The 19,443-nt window shown below is 60.1% G+C and carries 16 protein-coding genes and 2 tRNA genes; 11 read left to right on the top strand and 7 right to left on the bottom strand.

The annotated features are described in order from the left end of the window. Positions 1 to 83: 83 nt before the first annotated feature. From murI to hemA, 5 genes are read right to left on the bottom strand one after another with little or no spacing between them, the layout of a single operon-like run. Positions 84 to 875 carry a glutamate racemase gene (gene murI / locus J4E42_RS21165; RefSeq protein ID WP_008037212.1) on the bottom strand — a complete coding sequence of 264 codons (792 nt, stop codon included), beginning with the start codon at positions 873 to 875 and terminating at the stop codon, positions 84 to 86. Further along, positions 868 to 1,623: a molybdopterin-synthase adenylyltransferase MoeB gene (locus J4E42_RS21160; protein WP_008025859.1), complete on the bottom strand. Its 756-nt coding sequence runs from the start codon at positions 1,621 to 1,623 to the stop codon at positions 868 to 870. Before J4E42_RS21160 ends, murI begins: the two co-directional genes overlap by 8 nt. Further along, positions 1,617 to 2,447 carry a peptide chain release factor N(5)-glutamine methyltransferase gene (prmC, locus tag J4E42_RS21155; protein ID WP_207286088.1) on the bottom strand — a complete coding sequence of 277 codons (831 nt, stop codon included), beginning with the start codon at positions 2,445 to 2,447 and terminating at the stop codon, positions 1,617 to 1,619. The genes J4E42_RS21160 and prmC overlap by 7 nt, the downstream gene beginning before the upstream one ends. After that, on the bottom strand, positions 2,448 to 3,530 hold the full coding sequence (gene prfA, locus J4E42_RS21150; protein ID WP_008025856.1) for a peptide chain release factor 1: 1,083 nt from the start codon (positions 3,528 to 3,530) through the stop codon (positions 2,448 to 2,450). Continuing rightward, the gene (gene hemA, locus J4E42_RS21145; protein ID WP_008025854.1) at positions 3,527 to 4,816 is read right to left on the bottom strand and encodes a glutamyl-tRNA reductase; all 1,290 of its coding nucleotides are present in this window, start codon (positions 4,814 to 4,816) and stop codon (positions 3,527 to 3,529) included. Before hemA ends, prfA begins: the two co-directional genes overlap by 4 nt. Before the next feature lie 341 nt (positions 4,817 to 5,157). Here hemA and J4E42_RS21140 point away from each other — a divergent pair, with 341 nt between their 5' ends. From J4E42_RS21140 to ychF, 8 genes are all read left to right on the top strand, one after another. Next, complete coding sequence (locus J4E42_RS21140) at positions 5,158 to 6,882, top strand: tetratricopeptide repeat protein (protein WP_008025853.1); 1,725 nt, start codon at positions 5,158 to 5,160, stop codon at positions 6,880 to 6,882. 4 nt (positions 6,883 to 6,886) lie between these two features. Continuing rightward, positions 6,887 to 7,504, top strand: coding sequence for a lipoprotein insertase outer membrane protein LolB (gene lolB, locus J4E42_RS21135; protein WP_207286087.1), 618 nt, complete (start codon positions 6,887 to 6,889; stop codon positions 7,502 to 7,504). A 2-nt stretch (positions 7,505 to 7,506) separates the two neighbouring features. Next, entirely contained in the window at positions 7,507 to 8,358 is an 852-nt protein-coding gene (gene ispE, locus J4E42_RS21130; protein WP_032828609.1) for a 4-(cytidine 5'-diphospho)-2-C-methyl-D-erythritol kinase, read from the top strand. 36 nt (positions 8,359 to 8,394) lie between these two features. Further along, positions 8,395 to 8,469, top strand: a tRNA-Gln gene (locus J4E42_RS21125). A gap of 45 nt (positions 8,470 to 8,514) precedes the next feature. Further along, positions 8,515 to 9,456, top strand: coding sequence for a ribose-phosphate pyrophosphokinase (locus J4E42_RS21120; protein ID WP_003208392.1), 942 nt, complete (start codon positions 8,515 to 8,517; stop codon positions 9,454 to 9,456). Positions 9,457 to 9,597: 141 nt separating this feature from the next. Continuing rightward, positions 9,598 to 10,197, top strand: coding sequence for a 50S ribosomal protein L25/general stress protein Ctc (locus J4E42_RS21115; protein ID WP_008025849.1), 600 nt, complete (start codon positions 9,598 to 9,600; stop codon positions 10,195 to 10,197). 170 nt (positions 10,198 to 10,367) lie between these two features. Beyond that, the gene (pth, locus tag J4E42_RS21110; protein ID WP_008037207.1) at positions 10,368 to 10,952 is read left to right on the top strand and encodes an aminoacyl-tRNA hydrolase; all 585 of its coding nucleotides are present in this window, start codon (positions 10,368 to 10,370) and stop codon (positions 10,950 to 10,952) included. Positions 10,953 to 10,975: 23 nt separating this feature from the next. Continuing rightward, on the top strand, positions 10,976 to 12,076 hold the full coding sequence (gene ychF, locus J4E42_RS21105) for a redox-regulated ATPase YchF (protein WP_207286086.1): 1,101 nt from the start codon (positions 10,976 to 10,978) through the stop codon (positions 12,074 to 12,076). Positions 12,077 to 12,279: 203 nt separating this feature from the next. On the opposite strand, the gene J4E42_RS21100 is transcribed toward ychF, so the two are convergent. Beyond that, complete coding sequence (locus tag J4E42_RS21100) at positions 12,280 to 13,497, bottom strand: MFS transporter (RefSeq protein WP_008037203.1); 1,218 nt, start codon at positions 13,495 to 13,497, stop codon at positions 12,280 to 12,282. Between the two features lie 323 nt (positions 13,498 to 13,820). Here J4E42_RS21100 and J4E42_RS21095 point away from each other — a divergent pair, with 323 nt between their 5' ends. After that, on the top strand, positions 13,821 to 15,878 hold the full coding sequence (locus J4E42_RS21095) for a methyl-accepting chemotaxis protein (RefSeq protein ID WP_008025845.1): 2,058 nt from the start codon (positions 13,821 to 13,823) through the stop codon (positions 15,876 to 15,878). 116 nt (positions 15,879 to 15,994) lie between these two features. Next, positions 15,995 to 16,071 (top strand) — tRNA-Met (locus J4E42_RS21090). A 196-nt stretch (positions 16,072 to 16,267) separates the two neighbouring features. On the opposite strand, the gene J4E42_RS21085 is transcribed toward J4E42_RS21090, so the two are convergent. Next, a complete protein-coding gene (locus tag J4E42_RS21085) occupies positions 16,268 to 17,377 on the bottom strand; it encodes a DUF2817 domain-containing protein (RefSeq protein ID WP_207286085.1) in 1,110 nt (369 codons plus the stop codon). A 152-nt stretch (positions 17,378 to 17,529) separates the two neighbouring features. Here J4E42_RS21085 and ggt point away from each other — a divergent pair, with 152 nt between their 5' ends. Next, positions 17,530 to 19,362, top strand: a complete 1,833-nt coding sequence (gene ggt, locus J4E42_RS21080; RefSeq protein WP_207286084.1) for a gamma-glutamyltransferase — start codon at positions 17,530 to 17,532, stop codon at positions 19,360 to 19,362. Positions 19,363 to 19,443: the final 81 nt, after the last annotated feature.

Here is a 19,443-nt window from a genome sequence, read left to right as displayed (position 1 = left end):
ATTTCGTATGGTTTTTTTGTTGCTTACCGCAATAGAAGCCGACGCTTAATCAGAAGTTCACCCCAATTACCCATTTCCCCAAACTACCTATTGAAGCTTTGCACAACGCCAGCGGTATTCCACAGTATCGGCAAGATATTTCTGAAATGTTCCGGATCGGCACTCGTCCAGAATTGCGCTGCGCGAACTGGACCTTCAGCCAGCAATTCACGCTCGGCCAACAGCCGCTGAAGTTGTCGCGCGACGGCGGCGCCGGTATCGATCAGGCTGATGTCCTCGGGGATCATCTGCTTAAGCAACGGCTTTAGGAAGGGGTAATGCGTGCAGCCGAGAATAATCGTGTCGCAGCCTGCGGCGAGCAGCGGCCCGACATAGCGGGCCAGTAACTCACGCAGGGCGGGACTGTGCAGATCGCCGTTTTCAATCAGCTCCACCAGCCCCGGGCACGGCTGAGTGATCACCTGCACATCGGTGGCGAAACGGTCGAGCAACGCAGCGAACTTGGCGCTCTGCAAGGTGCCGGTGGTGGCGAGGACACCGACCACGCCGCTGCGGGTCGCGGCGGCGGCCGGTTTGACCGCAGGCTCCATGCCGACGATGGGCCACTCGGGGAAGTCGCGCCGCAAATCGGCAACACCGGCCACCGTCGCCGTGTTGCAGGCCAGCACCAGGGCCTTGGCGCCTTGCTGCTGAAAAAATTCGGCCATCACGCTGCAACGATGGCGAATGAATTCCGGGGTTTTCTCGCCGTAGGGAATATTGCCGCAATCGGCGACGTACAGCAGAGACTCGTTAGGCAGCAAACGCTGGACCTCGGCCAGCACCGACAGCCCACCGACCCCGGAGTCGAACACGCCAATGGGCGCTTCACGCATGTTTCGGCCCACAGACGCTGCAGCCCGGATCACGCTTGACGCGCAATTCACGGAAGCGCGAACCCAAGGCATCGATCAACAACAGGCGCCCTACCAGCGGTTCGCCGAAACCGGCCAGCAGTTTCATGGCTTCCAGTGCCTGAAGGCTGCCGACCAGTCCCACCAAAGGACCGACGACGCCCGCTTCACTGCACGTCAATTCAGCTTCGCTGCCGTGCCCGTATAAACAGTGGTAGCACGGACTGTCCGGACGGCGCGGGTCGAACACCGACAATTGCCCTTCAAGTCGAATCGCCGCGCCGCTGACCAACGGCTTGCCGGCCGCCACGCACGCAGCGTTGACCGCTTCGCGGGTGGAAAAATTGTCGGAACAGTCGAGGACCAGGTCCACTGTGGCCACCACAGCGGCCAGGGAATCTTCGTCCAGCGCGGCACGATGGGCGACCAGCTTGATCTCGGGGTTGATCGCGCTCAGGCGGCGGATCGCCGAATCGACCTTGGTCTGGCCGACGCTGTCGGTGTCGTGAATGATCTGGCGTTGCAGGTTGGTCAGGTCGACGGTGTCGAAGTCCGCCAGATGCAGCTCACCGACGCCCGCGGCGGCGAGATACAGCGCAACCGGCGAACCGAGGCCGCCGAGACCGATGATCAACACGCGGCTTTCTTTCAATCGCAACTGGCCGTCGATGTCGACGTGCTGCAACAGAATCTGCCGACTGTAGCGCAACAATTCCTGATCATTCAGCACGGCAGGCGCCCCAGGCTGATCCGTTGGTGACCGCCCAGATCGGTGCGGCTGTGGACTTCTTCAAAGCCGCGGGTCTGCAACAAATCGCGCACGGCTTCGGCTTGATCATAACCGTGTTCGAGCATCAGCCAGCCGCTCGCTTCCAGATAATCCGGGGCCTGGGCGACGATCAAACGCAGATCGTCGAGCCCGTCGACTCCAGCCACCAAGGCACTGGCCGGTTCGAAGCGCACATCGCCTTCCACCAGATGCGGATCGGCGGATGCAATGTACGGCGGGTTGCTGATGATCAGCTGGAAACGCTGACCTTCCAGGGCGCTGAACCAATGACTGCTCAGCACGGTGGCGTTGTTCAGGTGCAAACGCTGACGATTGCGCTCGGCCAAAGCCACGGCTTCGAGTACACGATCCACAGCGGTGACGCTCCACGCCGGACGCTCGCTGGCCAGGGCCAACGCAATGGCGCCGCTGCCGGTGCCGAGATCGAGGACCTTCGCGGGCGTAGCGGGCAACAATTCCAGCGCGGCTTCCACCAGCAATTCGGTGTCCGGGCGCGGGATCAAGGTGTGCGGTGCAACTTCCAGATCCAGCTTCCAGAAACCTTGCTGGCCCAGAATGTAAGCCACCGGCTCACCGCCACGACGGCGTTGCAGGTACTCGGCAAACTTCAGCGCGGCGTCGCTCGGAACGATGCGCTCCGGCCAGGTGTGCAGAAAACTGCGGGACTTGCCCAACGCCGCCGCCAGCAGCAATTCGGCATCCAGACGCGCCGTCGGCGAGTCGGGTAAATCAGCGGCGCGCAACAAACTGGCAATGATCGTCATTTAGTCACCTATCGCTGCCAATTGGTCGGCCTGGTACTCGGCCAGCAACGGTTCGATCACCGCATCGACACCGCCCGCGAGAATTTCGTCGAGGGAATACAGCGTCAGGTTGACCCGGTGGTCGGTGACCCGGCCCTGGGCAAAGTTATAGGTGCGGATGCGCTCGGAGCGATCACCCGAACCGACCAGCAACTTACGCTCGCTGGCGATGGCATTCGCCGCTGCGCTGGTCTGCTGATCATTGAGCTTGGCCGACAGCCAGGACATCGCCCGGGCGCGGTTCTTGTGCTGGGAACGTTCTTCCTGGCACTCGACGACGATACCGGACGGCAAGTGCGTGATGCGGATCGCTGAGTCCGTCTTGTTGACGTGCTGGCCACCGGCACCGGAAGAACGGTAGGTATCGATCCGCAGGTCCGCCGGATTGATCTCGATCGCTTCCTGCTCATCCGGCTCGGGCAATACCGCCACGGTGCACGCCGAAGTGTGGATACGCCCTTGGGATTCAGTGGCCGGAACCCGTTGCACGCGGTGCGCGCCGGATTCGAATTTCAGCTTGCCGTAGACGTTGTCGCCTTCGACGCGGGCGATGACTTCTTTATAGCCGCCATGCTCGCCCTCGTTTTCCGAGAGGATTTCCACACGCCAGCCGCGACGCTCGGCGTAACGCGAATACATGCGGAACAGGTCGCCGGAGAAGATCGCCGCCTCGTCACCGCCGGTGCCGGCGCGGATTTCAAGGAACACGTTGCGCCCGTCGTTCGGGTCCTTGGGCAGCAGCATGCGTTGCAGGCTGGCTTCGATCTCGATCAATTGCTCTTTGGCTTCGCGGACTTCTTCCACAGCCATTTCACGCATGTCCGGGTCGTTGTCCTTGAGCAGTGCCTGGGCGCCTTCGAGGTCGCTCTGTACTTTGAGCAACTGTTTATAGGCGTCGACAATCGGCTCGACTTCCGCGTATTCCTTGGAATAGGCGCGGAATTTGGTCTGGTCGGAAATGACCTCGCCGTCGCCAAGCAAGGCGGTCAATTCCTCGAAACGGTCCTGGAGGATGTCCAGCTTATTGAGCAGTGACGCTTTCATTGCGGTTTTTTATCCGAAAAGCTATCCGATGAGCCCTCACCGAGGGCAAAGAGTTCCTGGGCCATGGCCAGTGCGTCGAGGCGACCTTCGGCTGAGAGCTTTTTCAACTGCACGCTCGGGGCGTGCAAGAGTTTGTTGGTCAAGCCACGCGCCAGTTGCACCAGCACGTCCTCGGCGCTGCTGCCGTTGGCCAGCATGCGTTGGGCCTTCTGCAATTCTTCGTCACGCAGGCGCTCGCTTTGTTGGCGATAGGCCTTGAGTACATCCACCGCTGCCAGTTCACGCAGACGGATCATGAAATCTTCGGCGCCGACCGAAACCATCTCTTCCGCCGCTTGCGCAGCGCCTTGACGGCTCTTGAGGTTTTCGGCGACCACTTCGTGGAGATCGTCGACGCTATAAAGGTAAACGTCGTCCAATTCGCCGACTTCAGGCTCGATATCGCGCGGTACGGCGATGTCCACCATGAAGATCGGTTTGTGCTTGCGCAGTTTCAAGGCACTTTCCACCGCGCCTTTACCGAGGATCGGCAACTGGCTGGCGGTGGAACTGATGACGATGTCGCTGCGCACCAGTTCGGCCGGAATGTCCGAGAGCAACACGGCATGGGCGCCAAACTGCTCGGCCAGAATGCTTGCGCGCTCCAGGGTGCGGTTGGCGACGACGATGCGTTTTACCCCCAGTTCATGCAGATGGCGGGCGACCAGGGTGATGGTCTCGCCGGCACCGATCAGCAAGGCCTGGCTGCGTTGCAGGTCGCTGAAAATCTGTTTCGCCAGGCTGACTGCGGCAAACGCCACGGACACCGGGTTTTCGCCGATGGCGGTGTCGGTGCGCACTTGTTTGGCCGCATTGAACGTGGCCTGGAACAAACGCCCGAGCAGCGGACCGATGGTGCCGGCCTCGCGGGCCACGGCGTAGCAGGATTTCATCTGGCCGAGGATCTGCGGTTCGCCCAGCACCAGCGAATCGAGCCCGGAGGCGACCCGCATCATGTGACGAACTGCCGCATCATCTTCGTGCACATAAGCGCTCGCGCGCAGCTCGTCGAGGCTCAGATGGTGATAATCGGCCAGCCAGCGCAGCACGATGTCCGCCGAAAGGTGATCCTGTTCTATATAGAGTTCACTGCGATTGCAGGTGGAGAGGATCGCAGCTTCGCGGCTGTCGGTGAGTCGGCAGAGCTGCTGCAAGGCCTCCACCAGCTGCTCAGGGGTAAAGGCCACGCGCTCGCGGACGTCTACTGAAGCAGTCTTGTGGTTAATACCGAGTGCAAGGAAGGCCATTCAAGGTCGCTGATGGTGACGTGAAGCCGGCAATTGTCCTACTTCGACAGATTCAGAACAACTACTCGATCTCTATTGACCTGGTAGCCGATGCCCGGCTTTGCGAACATTTCTCGTTTACACAAAATTAACATGCTCCTGTAGGAGCCGGCTTGCTGGCGATGGACCTGCAGGCGCCGCATTCATTCCAGAATAAATGCGCCATCGTTCACGACCATCGCCAGCAAGCCGGCTCCTACAGGGGTTTGTCGCGTGCTTCAGGGAAAATGCCCGGCCGGTTATGTTTGGCCGAAGGCTTGTGTCATGATGATCTGACCGCAGGTTAGTCGTCCTCTTCCTATATGAATAGATCTTCCGCGTTGCTCCTCGCTTTTGTCTTCCTCAGCGGCTGCCAGGCCTTGGCACCCGTTTCGTCGGACGGTACGTCGCCGGTCGAAGACAGCACTCCGGCCCCTGAAAAGCCCAAGGTCTACAGCTCGTTCAGCGAAGAAACCATCTTCAGCCTGTTGAGCGCCGAACTGGCTGGCCAACGCAATCGTTTCGACATTGCGCTGGACAACTACGTGACCCAGGCCATCAACACCCAGGATCCGGGCATCTCCGAACGGGCGTTTCGCATCGCCGAGTACCTGGGCGCCGATCAGGCTGCCCTGGATACCGCGCTGATCTGGGCGAAAAACGCCCCGGACGACCTCGAGGCGCAACGGGCCGCGGCCGTGCAACTGGCGCGCGCCGGGCGTTATGACGACTCCATGGCCTATATGGAGAAAGTCCTTCAAGGCAAGGGCGACACGCATTTCGACTTCCTTGCGCTGTCCGCCGCGGATACCGATCAGGAAACCCGCAACGGCCTGATGAAAAGTTTTGACCGTTTGTTGCAGCGTCACCCCAACAACAGCCAGCTGATTTTCGGCAAGGCCTTGTTGATGCAACAGGACGGCGACAGCAAAGGCGCACTGACGCTGCTGGAAGACAACCCGCCGGATGACGGCGAAATAGCCCCGATTCTGCTGCGCGCACGCCTGCTGCAAACGCTCAATCGTGGTGATGAAGCGTTGCCGCTGCTGCAAAAAAGCATCAAGAAGTACCCGGACGACAAACGCCTGCGCCTGACATATGCCCGCATGCTGGTCGAACAGGACCGGATGGACGACGCCAAAGTCGAGTTTTCGAGCCTGGTTCAGCAATACCCCGAAGACGACGAATTGCGTTACTCCCTGGCGCTGGTGTGCCTGGAAGCCAAGGCCTGGGACGAGGCCAAGGGCTACCTGGAAGACCTGATCGCCCGAGAAAGCCATGTCGACTCGGCACACCTGAACCTCGGCCGTATCGCTGAAGAGCGCAACGATCCCCAGGGCGCCCTGATCGAATACGCCAAGGTCGGCCCGGGCAACGACTACCTGCCGGCACAGTTGCGTCAGGCCGATATTCTGATGAACAACGGCAAGACCGCCGAAGCGCAAAGCCGCCTGGCGGCCGAGCGTGACGAACAACCCGATTACGCGATTCAGCTGTATCTGATCGAAGCCGAAACCCTGTCCGCCAATAAACAGGGGGACAAGGCCTGGAATGTTCTGCATAAAGCCTTGCAGCAATACCCGGACGATCTGAATCTGCTGTACACCCGGGCCATGCAGGCGGAAAAACGCAATGACCTGGCGCAGATGGAAAAAGACCTGCGGCTGATCATCAAGCGCGACCCGGACAACGCCATGGCGCTGAACGCCCTCGGCTACACCTTGTCCGACCGCACGACGCGTTATGCCGAAGCCAAGGCCCTGATCGAACAGGCGCACCAGATCAATCCGGAAGACCCGGCGGTACTCGACAGCCTCGGCTGGGTGAATTTCCGCATGGGCAATCTCGACGAAGCGGAAAAACTGCTGCGCAAGGCACTGGATCGTTTTCCCGATCAGGAAGTGGCCGCTCACCTCGGCGAAGTCCTGTGGGCCAATGGCAAACAACGCGAAGCCAAACAAATCTGGGGCAAGTTCCTCAAGGAACAACCCGACAGCCCAATCCTGCGCGGCACCATCAAGCGCCTGACCGGATCAGAGACTCTTTAAGCTTATGTTTTTGCGCCACTTCATCGTTTTCAGTTTCATCGCCCTGCTCGCCGGTTGCGCGGGCTTCGGTGCCCGCGAATCGGTACAGGGTCAGGGCGACGCCGGCCTGTGGCGCGTTCACAAAGAACAACTGACCAGCCTCGACGGCTGGCAGATCAACGGCAAGATCGGTATTCGCGCACCAAAAGACTCGGGCAGCGGCACGCTGTTCTGGTTGCAGCGCCAGTCCTATTACGACATTCGCCTTTCGGGCCCCCTGGGTCGCGGCGCCGCACGCCTGACCGGACACCCCGGAAAGGTTTCGCTGGAAGTCGCCAATCAGGGGCGCTATGAAGCGCCGACGCCGGAAGTGCTGCTCGAAGAACAGCTCGGCTGGAAGTTGCCGGTGTCCCATCTGGCGTGGTGGGTCCGCGGGCTCCCGGCGCCGGACAGCAAGAGCCGCCTGACCCTGGACACCGATAGCCGCCTGGCCAATCTGGAACAGGATGGCTGGCAAGTCGAATACCTGAGTTACGCCGAGCAAAACGGCTTTTGGCTGCCCGAGCGGATCAAACTGCATGGCACCGACCTTGATGTCACGCTGGTGATCAAGGAATGGCAACCGCGCAAACTGGGGCAATGAACATGACGACCCCACGCTTGACGCTGCCCTCCCCGGCCAAACTCAATCTGATGCTGCACATCCTCGGTCGCCGTGAAGACGGTTACCACGAGTTGCAGACGATTTTTCAGTTTCTCGACTACGGCGATGAAATCACTTTCGCCGTGCGCGACGACGGTGTGATTCAACTGCACACTGAATTCGATGGCGTACCGCACGACAGCAATCTGATTGTTCGAGCCGCGAAAAAACTTCAGGAGCAATCCGGTTGTTCGCTCGGCATCGACATCTGGATCGAAAAAATCCTGCCAATGGGCGGCGGCATCGGTGGCGGCAGTTCAAATGCCGCGACGACTTTGCTCGGGCTCAATCACCTCTGGCAACTGGGTTGGGATGAGGATCGACTGGCCGCACTGGGCTTGACGCTGGGCGCCGACGTCCCGGTTTTCGTGCGTGGCCACGCGGCTTTCGCCGAGGGTGTGGGAGAGAAACTCACCCCTGTAGACCCCGAAGAACCGTGGTATCTCGTGCTTGTGCCGCAAGTATCTGTAAGTACAGCAGAAATTTTTTCAGATCCGTTGTTGACACGTAACTCTTCTCCCATTAAAGTGCGCCCCGTTCCCAAGGGAAACAGTCGAAATGACTGCTTACCGGTGGTAGCAAGGCGTTATCCAGATGTACGTAACGCATTGAATTTGTTAGGTAATTTTACCGAAGCAAAACTCACCGGAACTGGAAGTTGTGTGTTTGGGGGCTTCCCAAGCAAAGCTGAAGCTGATAAAGTCTCGGCCCTTCTTACAGAGACCCTTACAGGGTTTGTAGCAAAGGGAAGCAACGTTTCGATGTTGCATCGCAAGCTGCAAAGTCTGCTCTAAAGGAACCGATTACTGGGTAATCGTTGCAACAGATACAGGGGCGTCGCCAAGCGGTAAGGCAGCAGGTTTTGATCCTGCCATGCGTTGGTTCGAATCCAGCCGCCCCTGCCATTTTCTATACTCATCCAGGTTACCCTCAGCCTCTAGGTACTGCGCGTGTCCAAGATGATGGTCTTTACGGGGAATGCTAACCCCGATCTGGCTCGGCGTGTCGTACGTCAGCTGCATATCCCTCTCGGTGACATCTCTGTCGGTAAGTTTTCCGACGGCGAGATTACAGCCGAGATCAATGAAAACGTCCGCGGTAAAGATGTCTTCATTATTCAGCCGACTTGCGCTCCGACCAACGATAACCTGATGGAACTGGTAGTGATGGCTGATGCCTTCCGCCGCTCCTCGGCTACTCGTATTACTGCTGTTATTCCTTACTTTGGTTATGCCCGTCAGGATCGCCGTCCGCGTTCCGCACGTGTGGCTATCAGCGCGAAAGTCGTTGCTGACATGCTTACCGTAGTCGGCATCGACCGTGTTCTCACGGTTGATCTGCATGCTGACCAAATCCAGGGTTTCTTCGATATTCCGGTAGATAACATCTACGGCTCCCCCGTTCTGGTGGATGACATTGAAGATCAGCGCTTCGAAAACCTGATGATCGTGTCCCCGGACATTGGCGGCGTCGTGCGTGCACGTGCTGTTGCCAAATCCCTGGGCGTGGATCTCGGGATCATCGACAAACGCCGTGAGAAAGCCAATCACTCTGAAGTGATGCATATCATCGGTGATGTCGAAGGGCGTACCTGTATTCTGGTCGATGACATGGTCGATACCGCCGGCACTCTGTGCCACGCGGCAAAGGCTTTGAAAGAGCATGGCGCTGCCAAGGTTTTCGCCTACTGCACACACCCTGTGCTGTCCGGTCGGGCGATCGAAAACATTGAAAATTCCATGCTGGACGAACTGGTGGTGACTAACACCATCCCGTTGTCCGCAGCTGCTCAAGCCTGCTCGCGTATCCGTCAACTGGATATCGCGCCGGTTGTTGCCGAAGCGGTCCGCCGCATCAGCAATGAAGAATCGATCAGCGCGATGTTCCGTTAAGGGCCCTGCCCTTCTCGAACAGCTCGTTGACGAAAAGCGCCCCGCCCCGGCATTCCTGTCGGGGCGGGGCTTTTTTGCCCATATCGCCTTTAGCGCTGGTCGCAAACGCTGGGGCGAATGTGGTTATTTTGGAGATACAACATGAACGATTTTACTCTGAATGCTGAAGTGCGTTCCGACCTGGGGAAAGGTGCGAGCCGCCGCCTGCGTCGTCTCGCAAGCCTGGTACCAGCTGTAGTTTACGGTGGCGAAAAAGCCCCTGAATCCATCAGCATGCTGGCTAAAGAAGTTGCCAAACTGCTCGAAAACGAAGCGGCTTACAGCCACATCATCGAGCTGAACGTTGGTGGCACCAAGCAAAACGTAATCATCAAAGCTCTGCAGCGTCACCCGGCCAAAGGCCACGTGATGCACGCTGACTTCGTACGCGTAGTTGCCGGCCAAAAGCTGACCGCTATCGTTCCAGTGCACTTCATCAACGAAGAAGCACCAGCGAAGAAAGGCGGCGAGATTTCGCACGTTGTTGCTGAAATCGAAGTGACCTGCCTGCCAAAAGACCTGCCTGAATTCATCGAAGTCGACCTGGCTAACGCCGAAATCGGTTCGATCATTCACCTGTCCGACCTCAAAGCCCCTAAAGGCGTTGAGTTTGTTGCTCTGGCACACGGCGATGACAAGGCTGTTGCCAACGTCCACGCTCCACGTGTTGCTCCAGAAGCTGCTGAAGGCGCTGCAGAGTAATTCACTCTGTGATGCCGGAGTGACCCGGTAACATCGCGGACTGGAACGTAGCGAGAAAGCGGGCGAGAACGCGGAGTTTACATAATGGTAAATGAGCACTTGTCGTCCACTTTCGCCGCACACCCGGATTGCGGCGATGTTATCCACCACTCCAAAGAAGGGCCCCTATCGTGACTGCCATCAAACTGATCGTTGGCCTGGGAAATCCAGGCGCTGAATACGAACAGACCCGGCATAACGCAGGGGCCCTTTTTGTTGAGCGCATCGCGAACGCACAAGGCGTCAACCTTGTGGCGGACCGCAAATATTTCGGCCTGACCGGGCGCTATTCGCACCAGGGTCAGGATGTTCGCCTGCTGATTCCCACCACGTACATGAACCGCAGCGGCCAGGCCGTGGCGGCACTCGCCGGTTTCTTCCGCATCAAGCCTGAAGAAATCCTCGTGGCGCATGACGAACTCGACCTGCCACCGGGCGTAGCCAAACTCAAACAGGGCGGCGGCCATGGCGGTCACAACGGGTTGCGCGACATCATCGCGCAACTGGGCAATCAGAATACCTTCTACCGCTTGCGGCTTGGCATTGGCCATCCGGGCGTAGCCAGTATGGTTTCAAATTTCGTCCTGGGTCGTGCGCCACGCGCCGAACAGGAAAAACTCGATGCCAGCATCGACTTTGCCCTCGGCGTGCTGCCGGATATCCTCGCCGGGGAATGGAACCGCGCGATGAAAAACCTGCACAGCCAGAAGGCCTGACTCTACTCCTCGGGGAAAACACCATGGGATTCAATTGCGGCATCGTCGGCCTGCCTAACGTCGGTAAGTCCACCCTGTTCAACGCCCTGACCAAATCCGGGATCGCGGCCGAGAACTTCCCCTTCTGCACCATCGAGCCGAACAGCGGTATCGTGCCGATGCCGGATCCGCGTCTGGACGCCTTGGCGGCCATCGTCAAACCAAAGCGCATCCTGCCGACCACCATGGAATTCGTCGACATCGCGGGCCTCGTTGCCGGCGCCTCGAAAGGTGAAGGCCTGGGCAACAAGTTCCTGGCCAACATCCGTGAAACCGATGCCATCGCCCACGTAGTCCGCTGCTTCGAAGACGAGAACGTGATTCACGTCTCCAACAGCGTCGACCCGAAACGCGACATCGAAATCATTGACCTGGAACTGATCTTCGCCGACCTCGACAGCTGCGAGAAGCAACTGCAGAAAGTCGCACGCAACGCCAAGGGCGGTGACAAGGACGCAGTGGTCCAGAAAGGCCTGCTGGAGCAACTGATCGCTCACTTCACCGAAGGCAAGCCGGCACGCAGCCTGATGAAGAGCATGGGCACCGACGAGAAAGCAGTGATCAAGGGCTTCCACCTGCTGACCACCAAACCGGTCATGTACATCGCTAACGTCGCTGAAGACGGTTTCGAAAACAACCCGCACCTGGACGTGGTCCGCGCCATCGCCGAAGAAGAAGGCGCCGTGGTTGTTCCGGTGTGCAACAAGATCGAAGCGGAAATCGCCGAACTGGATGACGGCGAAGAGAAAGACATGTTCCTCGAAGCCCTTGGCCTCGAAGAGCCTGGCCTGAACCGCGTGATCCGCGCCGGCTACGAAATGCTGCACCTGCAGACCTACTTCACCGCCGGTGTCGAAGAAGTCCGCGCCTGGACCGTCCGCGTTGGTGCCACCGCACCGCAAGCCGCTGGCGTGATCCACACCGACTTCGAAAAAGGCTTCATCCGCGCCGAAGTCATCGCCTACGACGACTTCATCCAGTACAAGGGCGAAGCCGGCACCAAAGAAGCCGGTAAATGGCGTCTGGAAGGCAAGGACTACATCGTGAAAGACGGCGACGTGATGCACTTCCGTTTCAACGTCTAAGTTTTCAGGACGAAGCACCCGCCCAAGAAAAAGCCGCGTTTGATACGCGGCTTTTTTGTGCCTGAAATCTCGTTCACCGCAATCCTGTAGGAGCCGGCTTGCTGCGGGCGGCGTTCCGACGATCCAGACACCGCGGTTAACCAGCCAGTCCGCGTGATCGTTCATCGCCAGCAAGCCGGCTCCTACATTGGATTGGTGTGGGGTCAGGCCTTTTTGGTTCTTGGCAGGAAGATCGCCAACACGCCCAACAACGGCAGGAACGAGCACAGGAAGTACACGTATTCGATGCCGTGCACGTCCGCCAGATGCCCCAGCAACGCCGCGCCAATCCCGCCGAAACCGAACATCAGCCCGAAGAACACCCCGGCAATCATCCCGACATTACCCGGCACCAATTCCTGTGCATAAACCACAATGGCCGAGAATGCCGAGGCCAGGATGAAGCCAATCACCACGCTCAGAATGCTGGTCCAGAACAAATCAACATGCGGCAGGATCAGGGTGAACGGCGCAACCCCAAGGATCGAAAACCAGATCACCGCCTTACGCCCGATCTTGTCGCCAATCGGCCCGCCGAAGAAAGTCCCCGCCGCCACCGCCCCCAGAAACAGGAACAGATGCAGCTGCGAACTGGCCACCGAGAGGTCGAATTTCTCGATCAGGTAAAAGGTGAAGTAACTGGTCAGACTGGCCATGTAGAAATACTTGGAGAACACCAGCAGCCCCAGCACCACCAGCGCACTGGTGACCCTGCCCTTCGACAAGCCATGAGTGGCCGCCTGACCTTGCTTGAGCTTGAACAGGTTCAAGTGATTGGCGTACCAACGGCTGATCCGGTAGAGCACGAACAGCGCAAACAACGCGAACAAGCCGAACCACGCCACATGGCCCTGGCCGAACGGAATGATGATCGCCGCCGCCAGCAATGGGCCAAAGGCCGAACCCGCGTTACCGCCCACCTGGAACGTCGATTGCGCCAGACCGAAGCGCCCGCCCGAAGCCAGTCGCGCCACACGGGAGGCTTCCGGGTGAAAGGTCGAGGAACCAATACCGATCAGCCCTGCCGCCAGCAGGATCATCGGAAAGCTGCCGACCACCGACATCATCAAAATACCAATCAACGTACACACCGTACCGGCCGGAAGCAGCCAGGGTTTGGGATGACGATCGGTGTGGTAACCGACCCACGGTTGCAACAGCGAGGCCGTCAGTTGAAAGGTCAGGGTGATCAGGCCGACCTGGGTGAAGGTCAGGCCGTAGTTGGCCTTGAGCATCGGGTAGATCGACGGCAGCACCGACTGAATCAGGTCGTTGATCAAATGCGCCAGCGCCACGGCGCCGATGATGCGCATGACCAGAGGGCTGCTTTGTGACGTCGCGGATGCCGGCGTCGCGCCGGTCTGGGCATTGCTGATAGCCATGGGAGTTTCCGTACAACAGATGGGTGCACACGGGCAGGTGCGTCAATGTGCCATTTTTCAGTGCAGCAGCGCCATCCCCTTAGCCAGCTAACGAACTAATTTCCGCAAGTAATAGCGCAACGCCATGGTCTGAATCTTGCCTTGTTATCCGCTTCAACGCGGCGCCCTTACAAAGGGCACCGAGAATGGGAAGTTTCGCTACAGAGTCGGCCTACAGAGCTGGTGAGGGTGAACTTTCGAGGCCTTTAAAAAGGGCACGAGTCGCGGTCGCAACGACCTCGACGCACGCCATTGGTGCGTGGTGTCCAGAGGAGTCATGGGGCATGCAGGCTTTTTTATCTCCGGGGATCGGGTTGCTGGGGCGTTTCGGCTTCGCCCGTAAATTTCAGTTGTTGTTTCTGCTGTTTATCCTGCCACTGGCGGGTAGCCTGCTGATGATCGGCCAGGACTATCGCGCCAAACTGAACCTGATTTCCGGCGAACGTGCCGGGGTTAGGCAGCTGCTCGCGCTGGATGCGCTGGATAACCTGCTCGCCGCCCAGCGTGACCGCGCCGCGCGCTGGCGTGCCACCGAGACCAATCGCCAACCGACACCGGCCACCCTCGCCGCGATGGCGGCGTTCGATGCCGTTCAGCCGGCGGTCGCGCAAGCCACCACGGACCTTGGCAACGCGTTGCAAACCGAAGGCGCCGAGGGCGAAACCCTCACTCGCTACCAAGCGCTGCAAACCGCGCTCAACGGCCTCGACTCGAAAAGCCTGAGCAGCGTCGGCTGGTGGCCGGACGGTTACGACCGTTTCACCAACGCCTTGAGTGCCCTGCAGGCCCTGCGCGAGCAGATCGCCATGGACAATCGCCTGACCCTCGCACCGTGGCTGGAAACCTACCTGCTGACGCAGATCTCGACGCAACACGCGCCGGACCTGATCGAGCGCGTCGGCCGTCTGGCCAGCGTCGGCCAGGCGTCGGTGGTGTCCGGGCAATTCACCCTGCAAAGCCGCCTGCAATTGCGCGACCTGCGTAGCCGCATCGGCGACGCCCGCGAGCAGCTTGTCAAAACCGCAGGCCTGCTGGAAGCGCGCCTGCCCAGTGCCTTGCAGGCGTGGGCCGGGCAATACCATGACAACCTCAAACACCTCGACGCCGAGCTGAAAGTCCTCGATGACGGCGTGTTTGGCGGCAGCATCAAACTCAAACCCGAGGAGTTCGAACGCAGCCTGGACAGCCTGCTCACCGACCTCGCCTCGCTGCGTCAGCAGTCGTTGGTCTCGCTGGATCAGCGTCTGGATTACTACCATGGCTCGGCGATCCGCCAGTTCATTCTGGTGGCCGTGATCTTTGGCTGCCTGCTGCTGGCCGCGCTGTACCTGTTCATCTGCTTGCAGGCTTCGATTCGCCGCAGCGCCAGCGGCATCACGCTGCTGGCCGAAGCCTTGCGCGACGGCAATCTGAGCCTGCAAGTGCCGGTTGAAGGCCGCGACGAACTGGCGGCGATCAGCACCGCGCTCAACGTTGCGGTGGTGCAACTGCGCAATAGTCTGTTGGGGGTCGATCACGAAACTTTGCAGCTGAGTAACGCGGTGCGCACGCTCAATCACCATTCCAGTGGCGCCTTGGGCGAGGTCGAGGCGCAGCAATTGCAGATCAGCCAGATTGCGGCAGCGGCAACGCAATTGGCCGCCACTTCCCAAGGGGTTGCCCAGAGTTGCGAACAGGCCTCCGGCAGCGCTCAGCATACCCAGCGCATCGCCGCAGACAGCAGCCGTGACAGCCAGCGCACAACGGCGAGCATCCAGCAGCTCAACCAGCGTTTGAACGACACGGCGGCCGCACTCGGACGGGTCAGCGAACAAGGGCAGCAGATTCAGTTGGTGGTCGACACCATTCGCGGTGTCGCCGAGCAGACCAACTTGTTGGCGCTCAACGCGGCGATCGAGGCCGCGCGTGCCGGTGAGCAGGGCCGTGGCTTTGCGGTGGTGGCCGATGAAGTGCGCAGCCTCTCGCAGCGCACCCAATCGTCCACTGCGCAGATCGCCGGCACCGTCGACAGCCTGCGCAACACGGTGAACGAAGCCGTGAGCCTGATGGAAGCCGCCTGCGGCCAGGCGCAATCCGATGCGCAAGCAGTCACTGGCCTCGGCGAACGACTGGGGGAAATCGCCAGTGCCGTGCAGAGCGTCACCGACACGTTGGCGCAAATTGCCACGGCGGTCGACGAGCAAGCAACCACTGCCGACGAAGTCAGCGGCAACATCCAGCAGGTCGATCAGGCGGCTGTCCGCTTGCTCGAAGGCGCGCGGGCGGTGAACCTGGCGGCGGACACCTTGAGCCAGGGCAGCAAGGCCCTGAGTGCCAATACCGGGAGATTCCAGCTCGGTTGACGCCCTCCCCCGGTCCGGTTTTTCGGCTCTGGAGGATAAGCGGTTGAAAGCGTAGAGAAATATTTTAGATTTACGCTTGACGCATCTGCATTACCGGTGAATAATGCGCGCCACTTGGCTACATAGCTCAGTTGGTTAGAGCATAGCATTCATAATGCTGGGGTCCGGGGTTCAAGTCCCTGTGTAGCCACCAAGTACTAAAAACGGCTTACCGAAAGGTAGGCCGTTTTTTTATGCCCGGAGAAAAGTGCACGGATTCTTTGGCCAACACATACACGGGCATGTGTCGTGCGCGAACTCTTTACCCGACACAAAACCTGTAGGAGCCGGCTTGCCGGCGATGGCGTCCTGACAGGCAATACAAACCCTCAGCCGGACCACAACGCCTGTCACGAACGCATCGCCGCCAGCGCCGACAACCCCCGCTCCCATATCTGCCACGTACGCAACCAGACCATCGCCTGCCAGTCGCTGTCGGCAGGATAGAACTGTTCCAGCAGATTCAGTTTGATCTCGCGCCCCACGGCATCGCCGGGATTGCCGTGCAGATGCAGCCAATGATCGTCACGCAGATGACGATGAACCTCGGCCCCCGGATACGTCCCGCACTCAATCACGAAGGGCATCAGGCGCACCTGCGGCAATGCATCGATCAGCGCCTGCGAGGTGTAGCCGGTTGCCGTCGCGGCCACGCCGGTTTCGCTCAGCGTATCGGCACCGGTCAGCAGCGTGTAGAGCCATGGCCCGTAAATGGCCTGCGCCTCTGGCAACGCCGGGTAAGCCGACTCGGTGATGGTCAGCAACATCGGATGGCCGTACTCCCCGGCGCCGGTGTGCAGGTCAAAGCACATCGCTACCTCGGCGTGGGCGACATGCTTTTGCAGGATCTGGTGCAACGTACGGTTCGACCAGGCCGGTGCCCGCCCGCCATAAAACAGACCATCGGGATGACTGTGCTGGCCGCCCTCGACAATCGACATCACCGCCGGCCAGCCGTGATCGTGGATCTGCTGGTTGAGCAGCGCATCGGCGCGATCACGCTCGGGGCCTGCCAACTCAGTGCAGGCATAGATTTCATGCAGCGCGGCGTAGGCCCGGTTGTCCGGCAGTGGATGTTCAAAGTTCAGGTGATTGCGGTTCAGGTCGATGTTGTCTTCGTTGACCCGGCGCAGCCACGCCGTGCCCCAGGGATTGATCAGATGAACGAACACCACGGCGACATCGGCCGGCAGTGAACGCTTGCCCAACTCCTGCATCCATTTGATCTGACAGCCCGAACCATAGAAACCTTCGACCCCGTGAGTGCCGCTCAACGCGATCAGCAAGCGTTTGGCGCCCGGATCACCGAGCACCGCCACATCGGTGCTCAACGGCTCACCGAACGGCCCTTTGAGCGGGTGCGGGTACTCAGTCAGCGTCGCGCCGGCCGTGGTCGCTGCGGCCAGAAACTGTTCACGCTGGGTGCGATAACCGGGCTGGGTGGGAAAGTCGGTCTGCATGTCTGCCTCTTGTTTGTTTTCTGGCCTGCCTGTTGCCCTCGACCCTACAGAAAATCCGTCAATGGATGAAGGACAAAACGTCCTGTGGTTTGCGTCGCTTCCTGTCGGCCGATAAAGTCCCCTGAACTTTTCCCACGGACGGAGTGCCCCGCGTGTTCTCAACCCTTCATTTGAGCCGCTATCGCCTGTCAGCCCTTTCGCTGACTGCCAGTGCATTAATCCTCGCGGCGTGCAGTGCCCCGCCCTCCTCGACCTTACCGGTCGCACCGGAAACCGCCTCGGGCTATCGCACCGACCTGCAAACCCGCCACGCCTCGAAACACATGGCAGCAGCAGCCAACCCACTCGCCGCCGAAGCCGGACGGGCGATGCTGCGTCAGGGTGGTTCAGCGATTGATGCGGCAATTGCGATGCAAGCAGTGCTGACGCTGGTCGAGCCGCAATCGTCGGGGATCGGTGGTGGCGCGTTGATTGTGTTGTGGGATGGCAAAGCCGTGCGCACGTACGACGGTCGCGAAACCGCACCGGCCGGCGCCACCGAGAAGCTGTTCCTGCAGGCCGATGGCAAACCGATGCCGTTCACTCAGGCGCAGATTGGCGGTCGTTCGGTCGGCACACCGGGCGTGTTGCGGGCGCTGGAACTGGCCCATCAAAAACACGGTCGCCTGCCCTGGGCGCAGCTGTTCGAGCCGGCGATCAAACTCGCGGAACAAGGCTTCGCCATCTCGCCGCGCCTGCATCAGTTGATTGCTTCGGATTCGTCCATGCAACGCTCGCCGGACATGATGGCGTACTTCCTGAATGCGGATGGCAGCCCGAAAGCCGTCGGCACCTCACTGAAAAATCCGGCACTGGCCGCCGTATTCAAACGCATCGCCAAGGAAGGTCCCGATGCGCTGTACAAAGGCCCCATCGCGCAGGAAATCGTCGCCAAGGTTCAGGGCCACGCCAACCCCGGCACGCTGTCGCTGAACGACCTCAACGGTTACACCGCCAAGGAACGCGCGCCGCTGTGCACCGATTACAAACGCTGGCAGGTCTGCGGCATGCCGCCACCGTCGTCGGGCGGAATCGCCGTGGCGCAGATTCTCGGCACCTTGCAGGCGCTGGAAGCCCGCGACCCGCGTTATGCCCTGGCGCCACTGAAGCCAGTCAAAAGCACCCAACCCGCCGGCATCGAACCGGCCCCTGAAGCCGTGCACCTGATCTCCGAAGCCGAGCGCCTCGCCTACGCCGATCGTGCACAGTACGTCGCCGACAGCGACTTCGTGCCCGTCCCGGTCAAAGGCCTGGTGGACCCGACCTATCTGGCCAGCCGCGCCACTCTGATCGGTGATCGCAGCATGGGCACGGCCAAACCCGGCACGCCGCCGGGCATTCAGGTCGCCTACGCGCCGGACCGCTCGCCACTGCGCATTTCCACCTCTCAGGTGGTGGCGGTCGATGACCAGGGCGGTGCAGTGTCGATGACCACCACGGTCGAATCCGCGTTCGGCTCACACCTGATGGTCCAGGGCTTTCTGCTCAACAACCAGATGACCGACTTCTCGTTCATCCCCGAAGAAAACGGGCAAAAGGTCGCCAACCGCGTCGAACCCGGCAAACGCCCGCGCTCCTCCATGGCGCCGACCCTGATCTTCGACCGCCAGAGCGGCGAATTCCTCGCCACCATCGGTTCTCCCGGCGGCTCGCAAATCATCGAGTACGTGGCCAAATCTACCCTGGGCCTGCTCGACTGGAACCTTGACCCGCAAACCGCCATCAACCTGCCCAACTTCGGCAGCCGCAACGGCCCGACCGAACTGGAACGCGGGCAGTTCAGCGCTGAGCTGATTCAGGCGCTGAAGGACAAGGGGCACAACGTGAGCGAGATAGACATGACCAGCGGGACGCAGGCGATTCTCCGGGTCAGGGATGCACAGGGTAAGGTTTCGCTGGCGGGTGGAGCGGATCCGCGTCGGGAGGGGGAAGCGTTGGGGGATTGAGTCCTGCGCAATGCTGAAAGCCGGATGCTCCTGAATCCGTTGCAGGAGCGAGCTTGCTCGCGAAAAACGTCTGGAGAACGC

Source organism: Pseudomonas sp. FW300-N2A2, from assembly GCF_017351735.1.
Taxonomy (GTDB): domain Bacteria; phylum Pseudomonadota; class Gammaproteobacteria; order Pseudomonadales; family Pseudomonadaceae; genus Aquipseudomonas; species Aquipseudomonas migulae.
The sequence above is the reverse complement of the archived record's forward strand: the minus strand, read 5'-3'. Positions and strand labels throughout refer to the sequence as shown.

Bases quoted from the DNA above. Each gene is read 5' to 3' on its own strand.
- ychF (WP_207286086.1), top strand. From the start codon at position 10,976: ATGGGATTCAATTGCGGCATCGTCGGCCTGCCTAACGTCGGTAAGTCC.
- ispE (WP_032828609.1), top strand. From the start codon at position 7,507: ATGACGACCCCACGCTTGACGCTGCCCTCCCCGGCCAAACTCAATCTG.
- murI (WP_008037212.1), bottom strand. From the start codon at position 875: ATGCGTGAAGCGCCCATTGGCGTGTTCGACTCCGGGGTCGGTGGGCTG.
- J4E42_RS21100 (WP_008037203.1), bottom strand. From the start codon at position 13,497: ATGGCTATCAGCAATGCCCAGACCGGCGCGACGCCGGCATCCGCGACG.
- prmC (WP_207286088.1), bottom strand. From the start codon at position 2,447: ATGACGATCATTGCCAGTTTGTTGCGCGCCGCTGATTTACCCGACTCG.
- J4E42_RS21140 (WP_008025853.1), top strand. From the start codon at position 5,158: ATGAATAGATCTTCCGCGTTGCTCCTCGCTTTTGTCTTCCTCAGCGGC.
- J4E42_RS21095 (WP_008025845.1), top strand. From the start codon at position 13,821: ATGCAGGCTTTTTTATCTCCGGGGATCGGGTTGCTGGGGCGTTTCGGC.
- J4E42_RS21085 (WP_207286085.1), bottom strand. From the start codon at position 17,377: ATGCAGACCGACTTTCCCACCCAGCCCGGTTATCGCACCCAGCGTGAA.
- hemA (WP_008025854.1), bottom strand. From the start codon at position 4,816: ATGGCCTTCCTTGCACTCGGTATTAACCACAAGACTGCTTCAGTAGAC.
- J4E42_RS21115 (WP_008025849.1), top strand. From the start codon at position 9,598: ATGAACGATTTTACTCTGAATGCTGAAGTGCGTTCCGACCTGGGGAAA.
- lolB (WP_207286087.1), top strand. From the start codon at position 6,887: ATGTTTTTGCGCCACTTCATCGTTTTCAGTTTCATCGCCCTGCTCGCC.
- prfA (WP_008025856.1), bottom strand. From the start codon at position 3,530: ATGAAAGCGTCACTGCTCAATAAGCTGGACATCCTCCAGGACCGTTTC.